The sequence below is a fragment of the uncultured Azohydromonas sp. genome (assembly GCF_937926365.1).
Lineage (GTDB): Bacteria > Pseudomonadota > Gammaproteobacteria > Burkholderiales > Burkholderiaceae_C > Azohydromonas.
On the sequence record NZ_CALAOH010000133.1, the window covers coordinates 1 to 8,290 of the forward strand.

Consider the following 8,290-nt stretch of genomic DNA (forward strand, 5'->3'; position numbering starts at 1 on the left):
GCGCCGCCGGCGCTCGCCGTGCCGGCCGCCCCCGGAGCGCCCAGGCTCGGCAGCGCCAGCAGCGTGGCGGAGGGCGGGGCGCTGGCGCAGCCGGCGAGCAGGGCGGTCAGCAGCAACGCCGCAGGGGTGGCACTTCCGCGGGTGAAAGGCAGGAATCTCATTGGCGGCGGCGGCCGAAGATGACCGCGTTGGGTTGTTCCTCGATCAGCTCGCTGAACTCGCGCAGGCCGCGCGCGGCCTGCGACAGGTCGCGCACCGCGGCGTCGAGGTCGCCGCGCAGCGGGGCGCCCGGCTCGGCCAGCTCGCCGACGCGGCTCATCGCCTGCTGCGCCGCCTCGGCCGCGGCGCGCGCGCCGGCCAGCGTGGCCTGCAGCTCGGGCTGCGCGGCGTCCACCGTCTGGCGGCTGGCTTCCAGCAGCTTGTTGACGTTGGCCAGGCTCGTGGCGGCCCCCACGCGCAGCTCCTCCATCGCCGCGGTGGCCGCGCCCAGCGTGCGCTGGCCCTCGCCGGCCAGGCCGTTGACCTGCTTGGCCACGGCGTCCAGCGCCTGGCGCGCGCTCACCACCGTGTCGCGCGTCTCGGCCAGCGTGTCGTTGAGCGTGTGCAGCGTGCTGCGCACGTCCTCGATCGTCTCGCGCAGCGGCAGTTGCGCCACCTGGTCGAACAGCGCGTCGAAGCGGTCGCGCACGGCCGGGATCTCCGGGTAACGGCCCCCGCTGGCCTGCGGCGGCGGCGGTGCCTCCTCCACGAAGTCCAGGTCGACCAACTTCTGCCCGGTGACGAAGCTCTGCGCCACCAGCCGCGCGCGCAGGCCGCGCTGCACCAGCGTGGGCAGTGGCGGCGCGGCGGCGGCGCCGTCCGCGTTGCCGAAACGCACGCTGTCGGGATTGATGCGGATGCGCACCGGAATGCGCGCCTCCAGCGAGCGGTCGTTGACCTCGATGCCGATGTCCTCCACCTGGCCCACGGGCACGCCGCGGAAGGTCACGGGCGCGCCCACGTACAGGCCGGCCACGCCCCCCTGGAAATGGATCACGGCCAACGTCTGCTTGCGAAAGAGGCTGTTGCCGCTGAGCCAGAGCACCGTGGTGACGACCAGCGCCAGCGCACCCAGCGCGAAAGCGCCGACGAGCAAGGCGTGTTTCTTCATGCGTTCATGTCCGTTCGGGAGGTTCCTCGCGGCGCAGGAAGGCGCGCACGGTCGGATGGGTGGCGGCATCGTCGCGCAGCATGCGCGGGCTGCCGCGCGCGATGGGCTGGCGGCTCTCGTCGTCCAGGTAGATGCCGTCGTCGGCGATGGCCAGCAGGCTGGGCAGCTCGTGGCTGACCATCACCACCGCCGCGCCGGTGCGCTCGCGGATGTCGAGCACCAGATCGTCCAGGCGCCGCGCGCTGATCGGGTCCAGGCCCGCCGAGGGCTCGTCCAGGAACAGCAGCGGCGGCTCCGCGGCAATGGCGCGCGCCAGGCCCGCGCGCTTCTTCATGCCGCCCGACAGCCGCTCGGGCAGGAAGCCGGCGAAGCTCTCCAGGCCCACCCAGCCCAGCACCTCCATCGCGCGCTCGCGCCGCGCGGCGGCGTCCAGGTCGGTGAGCTGTTCCAGCGGCAGCATCACGTTCTCCAGCACCGTCATCGAGCTCCACAGCGCCGCGCTCTGGAACAGCATCCCGCAGCGCGCGCGCAGCTTCGCGCGCGTGGCGGGGTCGCTGGCCCAGTAGTCCTGGCCCCGGTGCAGCACGCGGCCCGCGGCCGGCGGCAGCAGGCCGATCATGTGGCGCAGCAGCGTGCTCTTACCCACGCCCGAGCCGCCCATGACGGCAAAGATGGTGCGCGGCGCCACCGTGAAGCTGATGCCGCGCTGGATCAGCCGCGTGCCGAAGCGCATCTCCAGGTCCTGCACCTCCACCACCGGCGCCTGCTGCTGTACTGCCATCGCGCTCACAGCCCCAGCGCGTTGGCGAGGATCGCGAAAAGCGAATCCACCACGATCACGCCCACGATGCTGGCCACCACGGCCTGCGTGGTGGCCTGGCCCACGCCGGCCGCGTTGCGCTTGGCATGCAGCCCGTAGTAGCAGCCCACGATGCCGATGAGCGCGCCGAAGGCCACCGACTTCACCAGGCCCAGCCCCAGGTGGTTCCAGCCCAGCACGATGGCCGTGCGGTCCAGGTAGGCCTGCGGCGCGAGCTGCAGCATGCCCCCGCCCACCAGTACCCCGCCCAGCAGCCCGGCCAGGCAGGCATAGATGTAGAGCAGCGGCAGCAGGATCAGCAGCGACATCACCCGCGGCAGCACCAGGTAGGGCACCGGGTCGATGCCCAGCACCTCATAGGCATCGATTTCCTCATTGGCCTGCATGGTCGCGAGCTCGGCGGCAAACGCCGCGCCGGTACGCCCGCACATCACCACCGCCGTGATCACCGCCGCCATCTCGCGCGCCACGGCGATGCCCACCAGGTCCGCCACGTAGATGCCCGCGCCGAATTTCACCAACTGCACCGCGCCCACGAAGGCCAGGATCGAGCCCACCAGCAGGTTCACCACCGTGACGATGGGGAGCGCCCGCGCGCTGCTGTCGGTGGACACGCGCGCCAGGTCGCGCGCGCTCAGCCGGGTGCGACCGCGCAGCAGCGCGACGAGGGCGAGCAGCACCTGGCCCAGGAACGAAACCGGGCGCAACAGGTCGGCAAGGGAGAAATGGGGAAGGTGCATCGGGGCCGCAATAGCAGGAGGCGTGCCGTTGCCCGATGTTACAGAACGCGGTGAGCCTTCATCAGCCCAGCAGCCCCTGCGCGTCGTCGTCCTCGGCCGCCAGCGGCGTGGCGCGCGCCAGCGCCATCCACAGGTCGAAGCGCATGCGACCTGCGCGCGGCGGGGCGGGGCGCGCCCATTCCAGCCCGGAGGCGGTGGCGATCATCACGCCGCACTCCGCCGGCACGTCCTCCGGCCCGCCGATGCCGTCGGCCAGCACGTACCAGCACTCCGCAGCCATGCCCAGGTAGGCCGCGCGCTTTTCGGGCTTGCGCAGGTCGGACAGCAGGTCCGCGCGCCGCACCTTGATCTCGTGCACCAGCGGCTGCAGGTAGGCCTCCACGCTCGTGTAGCGGATGGAGAACACGTCCGGCCGCGCCTGCACCCAGCGTTGCCGGCCGGGCGGCACCGCGGCCACAGGGGGCTGGTCCTCGAAGCCCAACCCCGGCGGCAGCGCCTGGGTGGACGGCGGCGGCGCCGACGGTTCCGCCGCGCCCTCCGGCAGGGCCGGGAGCACGGCCACCTGCGCCCGCAGCTTGAGCTCCGTGTAGACGATGCGCCCGCTGCGCTGCAGGTGACGCGCCACGCGCTGCACCAGCGCCTCGTGCGCGTCGAAGGCGTGGCGGTTGCGCTGCCGGCCCGCCGCCAGCGCGGCCACGCCGGCGTCCGTGACGCGCAGCCGCTCGCGCCCGTCCTCCACCAGCCGCTCCAGCAGCCCCAGCGCCAGCAGCTCGACCTCCAGCAAGTCCTGGCAGGGCCAGCCCGCCGAGCGCCACAGCGCGTGCAGGCGGCGCAGGTGAAAGCGCGTGAGCGCGATGTCCGAAGGCGTGCGGGCGTCCATGGGCGCCGTGGGCTCAGGCCGGCACCTCGTCCTGCCGGTGCAGCGCCTGCGCCCACGCGCGGCGCGGCGGCTTCGGCAGGTCCAGCCGCGCCGCCTCCTCGCCGAACACCGCCGCCGCCACGGCGCGCGGGTCGTTGAGCGTGCGCACCGCGTCGTAGATGGCCTGCGCCTCGGGGTAGGTGCGGCGCAGGTAGTTCAGCCACTGCTTGAGCCGCCCGGCGCGGTGGCGCGGCTCCACGCGACGCGCCACATGCAGCCAGAAGTCCAGCATCAGCGGCAGCAGCGCGCTCCAGCCGATGCCCGAGCCGCCGCGGATCGCCAGCGCCAGCCCGGGGTCGCTGACCATGCCGCGGCCCAGCATCAGCGACTCGCAGCCCGAGGCCTGGCGGCAGCGGCGCGCATCCTCCACGCTCCAGATCTCGCCGTTGGCGACCATGGGCAGGCGCACCACGGCGCGCAGGTCGGCCACCCGCTCCCAGTAGGCCGGCGGCCTGTAGCCGTGCACCTTGGTGCGCGCATGCACCACCAGCTCATCGGCGCCGCCGGCCTCGATGGCCCGGGCGCAGTCCTCGGCCAGGCGGTCGTCGTTGAAGCCCAGCCGCATCTTGGCCGACACCGGCATGTGTGACGGCACCGCGCGGCGCACGGCCGCGACGATGCGGAACACGCTCTCCGGCTCCTGCAACAGCATCGCGCCGCCGCCGTGGCGGTTGACGACCTTGGCCGGGCAGCCGAAGTTCAGGTCGATGCCCGCCGGCCCCAGCGAAGCCAGCCGCGCGGCGTTCTCCGCCAGGCACACCTCGTCGGAGCCCAGCAGTTGCGCCCGCACCGGCGTGCCCGCCCGCGTGCGCCCGCCCTGCAGCAACTCGGGCACCACGCGCGTGAAGGCGCGCTCGGGCAGCAGCGTGCCGGTGACGCGGATGAACTCGGAGACGCAACGGTCGATGCCGCCCACGCGCGTGAGCGTCTCGCGCAGGGGATGGTCCAGGAGCCCCTCCATGGGGGCGAGAAGCAGCAGGCTCATGAGGGGGCGCATGGTAAGGGCGCGCCGTCCCACCCTGTGGCAGGCCGGGCGATTGCCGCCGGCCCCTTCAGCCACGCCGGCAAGTCTTCCGCGCAATCCTCACGCCCCATGTCGTCTTCTCCCTCGAATGCCGTGCCGCGCTCCGGCGCCGATGCCGCCGCTCCCGCCGTCTCCACCCTTTCCATCGCCGTGCTGGCCCTGGCCGCCTTCGGCAGCGGCGTGTCGCTGCGCGTCAACGACGCGCTGCTGCCGCGCCTGTCCGGCGAGTTCGGCATCACGCTGGCGCAGGCGGCGCAGGTGGTGAGCGTCTTCGCCATCGCCTACGGCTTCGCGCAGCTCTTCTTCGGCCCGATGGGCGAACGCCATGGCAAGTACCGCGTGGTCGGCTGGGGCTGCGCCGGTTGCGCGCTGGCCTCGGCGCTGTGCGGCATGGCGCCGGATTTCGCCTGGCTGCGCGCGCTGCGCGGGCTGGCCGGGGTGACGGCGGCGGCGATCATCCCGCTGTCCATGGCCTGGATCGGCGACGTGGTGCCCTACGAGAAGCGCCAGCCGGTGCTGGCGCGCTTTCTCATCGGGCAGATCCTGGGCCTCTCGGCCGGCGTGTGGCTGGGCGGCTTCGCGGCGGACCACCTCGGCTGGCGCGTGCCGTACTTCATCCTGGCGCTGCTGTTCGGCGCCGTGGCCACGGTGCTGTTCATCGTCGAGCGCGGCCTGCCCGAGCAGGCGCGCACCCGGCGCGCCGGCGGCAGCGGATCGGCGCTGGCGCGCATCGTGGACGACTTCCGCCACGTGCTGGCGCAGCGCTGGGCCCGGGTGATCCTGGGCAGCGTGTTCCTGGAGGCGGTGGCGCTGTACGGGCCCTTTGCCTTCATTCCCGCGCACCTGCACGAGCGCTTCGGCCTGAGCCTGTCGGCCGCGGGCTCGGTGCTGATGCTGTTCGGCTTCGGCGGCTTCGCCTTCGCGCTGGCCTCGGGGCGGCTGGTGCGGCGGCTGGGCGAGGTGGGGCTGGCGCGCTGGGGCGGCGGCGTGATGGCGGCCTCGATGGCGTTGGTGGCCTTCACGCCGCACTGGGCGCTGGCGCTGCCGGGCTGCCTGGGCATGGGGCTGGGCTTCTACATGCTGCACAACACGCTGCAGGTCAACGCCACGCAGATGGCGCCGCAGCGGCGCGGCCCGGCGGTGTCGGCCTTCGCGTCGCTGTTCTTCCTGGGCCAGTCCGCCGGCGTGGTGGCGGCGGGCGCGGCCATCGCGCACTGGGGCTCGACCGCCACCATCGCGCTCGGGGCGGCGGGGGTGCTGGCGGTGGCGCTGGGGTTTGGACGGTTGCGGGCCAGACGCACCTGAGCTGCTACGGACGCGCTCTTTTCAGAGAACACGCCGTACTCGATGCGGCCCAGGAGCTGAAGCACTGCAGCGCGCCAGATGCAGGCGCTCAACCATGTCTTCGGCGCGCTGTTCATGTTCTTTGCCATGCTGCTGGCGACCTTCAAGTGCGCGGGCTGAAGACTTCTCATCAACCTCTGCACGCCCATCTGCGGCACACCCGTTGCCGTCCCGGTCTCCACCGCCGCCCCGGCGGCGTACACGCAAGGAGACCCCGCATGCGCATCCTGATCGTCCTCACCTCCCACGACCGCCTCGGCGACACCGGCAAGAAGACCGGCTTCTGGCTGGAGGAATTCGCCGCTCCCTACTACGTGTTCAAGGACGCCGGCGCGCAGCTCACGCTGGCCTCGCCCCAGGGCGGCCAGCCACCGCTGGACCCCAAGAGTGACGAGGCCGACGCCCAGACGCCGGCCACCGAGCGTTTCAAGCAAGACGCCGAGGGGCAGGCCGCTCTGGCCCGCACGAGGAAGCTGGCCGAGGTGTCGGCGCGGGACTTCGATGCCGTCTTCTTCCCCGGCGGCCATGGCCCGCTGTGGGACCTGGCCGAGAGCCGCGAGTGCGCGGCGCTGATCGAAGCCTTCCTGGCCGCCCGCAAGCCGGTGGCGGCCGTCTGCCACGCGCCGGGCGTGCTGCGCCACGTGCGCAACCCGGACGGCAGCCCGGTGGTGAAGGACAAGCGCGTCACGGGCTTCACCAACAGCGAGGAGGAGGCCGTGGGGCTGACCCAGGTGGTGCCCTTCCTGGTGGAGGACATGCTCAAGCAGGCCGGCGGCCTTTTCTCCAGGGGCCCGGACTGGCAGTCCAACGTGGAGGTGGACAGGCTGCTGGTCACGGGGCAGAACCCGGCGTCCTCAGAGGAGGGGGCGCGCGAGCTGCTGAGGCTGCTGGGTGCGAAAAGTTGAGAACCCGCCTCACTCCATCGCCATCAACCCCGCATTCCCTCCCGCCGCCGCCGTGTTGACGCACAGGCTGCGCTCCACCATCAGCCGCTCCGGCGGCAGCAGCGCGGGGTCGCGCTCGCCCCGGGGGCAGGCCACGAGCGGCACGATCGGGCCGTCGCGCTGCGACAGCGCCAGGCTCAGCTCCAGCACCCGGCCCGGCGCGTCCTGCGCCGCGGCGAGGTCGATGTCCTCCCCCAGCGGGTTGGCCGAGAGCGCCACGCGCTCGCGCACCGCCACCGGCAACGCGGCGTGCAGCGCGCGCGCCGCGGTTGAATCGGCCCACAGCGCCCGGCCGTCGGTCGCCAGCACCAGCGCCAGCAGGAACAGCAGGTCGCCCCGGTCACCCGCCTGGCACAGCACGCGCCGGCGCGGCAGCAGCGCATAGCGGTTGCGCTCACCCGTGGGCCCGGGCAGCAGCACGTCCAGCCCGGCCGGTCCGTGCGCCAGCAGCGTGTCGCAGGCGACCCCCAGCGCGGTGTCCTCGCGCATCGCGTCCCGCAGCCAGCCGCGCAGGGCGCGCAGCGCCGGCAGCCGGAACCCGGCGCCACCGTTCGCAGCCACGGGCGTCCCGATCGCCGGCAGCGCCGGCGCATGCCGCTCGCACAGCCGGCGCACCAGCAGCGGCCCGCCGGCCTTGGGCCCGGTGCCCGACAGGCCCTCGCCGCCGAAAGGCTGCACGCCCACCACCGCGCCGATCATGTTGCGGTTGACGTACTGGTTGCCCGCCCGCGCGCGCGCCGTGACCAGCGCGATGGTCTCGTCGATGCGCGTGTGCAGCCCCAGCGTCAGTGCGTAGCCCGTGGCCTCGATGCGCTGCAGCAGCCCGTCCAGCTCCTCGCGCCGCCAGCGCAGCACGTGCAGCACCGGCCCGAAGACCTCGCCCGGCAATTGCGACAGTTCCTCCAGCTCGACCACGGTCGGCGCCACGAAGCTGCCGTGCTCCCGCAGCCTCTCGGACAAGGGTTGTCGCGTCACGCGCAGCCCCAGGGCCTGCATGTGCAGCACGTGCTTCTCGATGGCGGCGCGCGCCGCGTCGTCGATCACCGGGCCCACGTCGGTGGCGAGCGCGTCGGGCCGGCCCACGCACAGCTCGGCCAGCGCGCCCTGCAGCATGCGCAGCACCGGCTCGGCGTTCTCCTGCTGCAGGCACAGCACGCGCAGCGCCGAGCAGCGCTGCCCGGCGCTGTCGAAGGCGCTGGCGAGCACGTCGGGGACGAGCTGCTCGGCCAGCGCGGAGGAATCGGCGATCAGCGCGTTGAGCCCGCCCGTCTCGGCCACGAGCAGCGGCGGCACGCCCAACGCGTCCAGCCGCGGCGCCAGCGCGGCCTGCAGCCGCCGCGCCACGGCCG

8 protein-coding genes are annotated in these 8,290 nt (G+C 73.4%); 2 read left to right on the top strand and 6 right to left on the bottom strand.

Annotated elements, in window-relative coordinates; translation table 11 throughout:
• Positions 1-157: 157 nt before the first annotated feature.
• The 5 genes from Q0741_RS14225 to Q0741_RS14245 form a co-directional block, all read right to left on the bottom strand.
• Positions 158-1,150 carry an MlaD family protein gene (locus Q0741_RS14225; RefSeq protein WP_298233866.1) on the bottom strand — a complete coding sequence of 331 codons (993 nt, stop codon included), beginning with the start codon at positions 1,148-1,150 and terminating at the stop codon, positions 158-160.
• A 4-nt stretch (positions 1,151-1,154) separates the two neighbouring features.
• Positions 1,155-1,931, bottom strand: coding sequence for an ABC transporter ATP-binding protein (locus Q0741_RS14230; RefSeq protein ID WP_298233867.1), 777 nt, complete (start codon positions 1,929-1,931; stop codon positions 1,155-1,157).
• Positions 1,932-1,936: 5 nt separating this feature from the next.
• Positions 1,937-2,710, bottom strand: a complete 774-nt coding sequence (locus Q0741_RS14235) for an ABC transporter permease (protein WP_298233868.1) — start codon at positions 2,708-2,710, stop codon at positions 1,937-1,939.
• A gap of 61 nt (positions 2,711-2,771) precedes the next feature.
• On the bottom strand, positions 2,772-3,590 hold the full coding sequence (locus Q0741_RS14240; RefSeq protein WP_298233869.1) for a hypothetical protein: 819 nt from the start codon (positions 3,588-3,590) through the stop codon (positions 2,772-2,774).
• A gap of 13 nt (positions 3,591-3,603) precedes the next feature.
• Positions 3,604-4,614 carry a tRNA-dihydrouridine synthase gene (locus Q0741_RS14245; RefSeq protein WP_298233870.1) on the bottom strand — a complete coding sequence of 337 codons (1,011 nt, stop codon included), beginning with the start codon at positions 4,612-4,614 and terminating at the stop codon, positions 3,604-3,606.
• Between the two features lie 108 nt (positions 4,615-4,722).
• On the opposite strand from Q0741_RS14245, the gene Q0741_RS14250 reads away from it, so the two are divergent.
• The gene (locus Q0741_RS14250; RefSeq protein WP_298233871.1) at positions 4,723-5,958 is read left to right on the top strand and encodes an MFS transporter; all 1,236 of its coding nucleotides are present in this window, start codon (positions 4,723-4,725) and stop codon (positions 5,956-5,958) included.
• Between the two features lie 257 nt (positions 5,959-6,215).
• Positions 6,216-6,902: a type 1 glutamine amidotransferase domain-containing protein gene (locus Q0741_RS14255; RefSeq protein WP_298233872.1), complete on the top strand. Its 687-nt coding sequence runs from the start codon at positions 6,216-6,218 to the stop codon at positions 6,900-6,902.
• A 9-nt stretch (positions 6,903-6,911) separates the two neighbouring features.
• Here the strand turns inward: Q0741_RS14255 and Q0741_RS14260 are convergent.
• A partial coding sequence (locus tag Q0741_RS14260; RefSeq protein ID WP_298233873.1) for an aldehyde dehydrogenase family protein occupies positions 6,912-8,290 on the bottom strand: 1,379 nt, incomplete at its 5' end.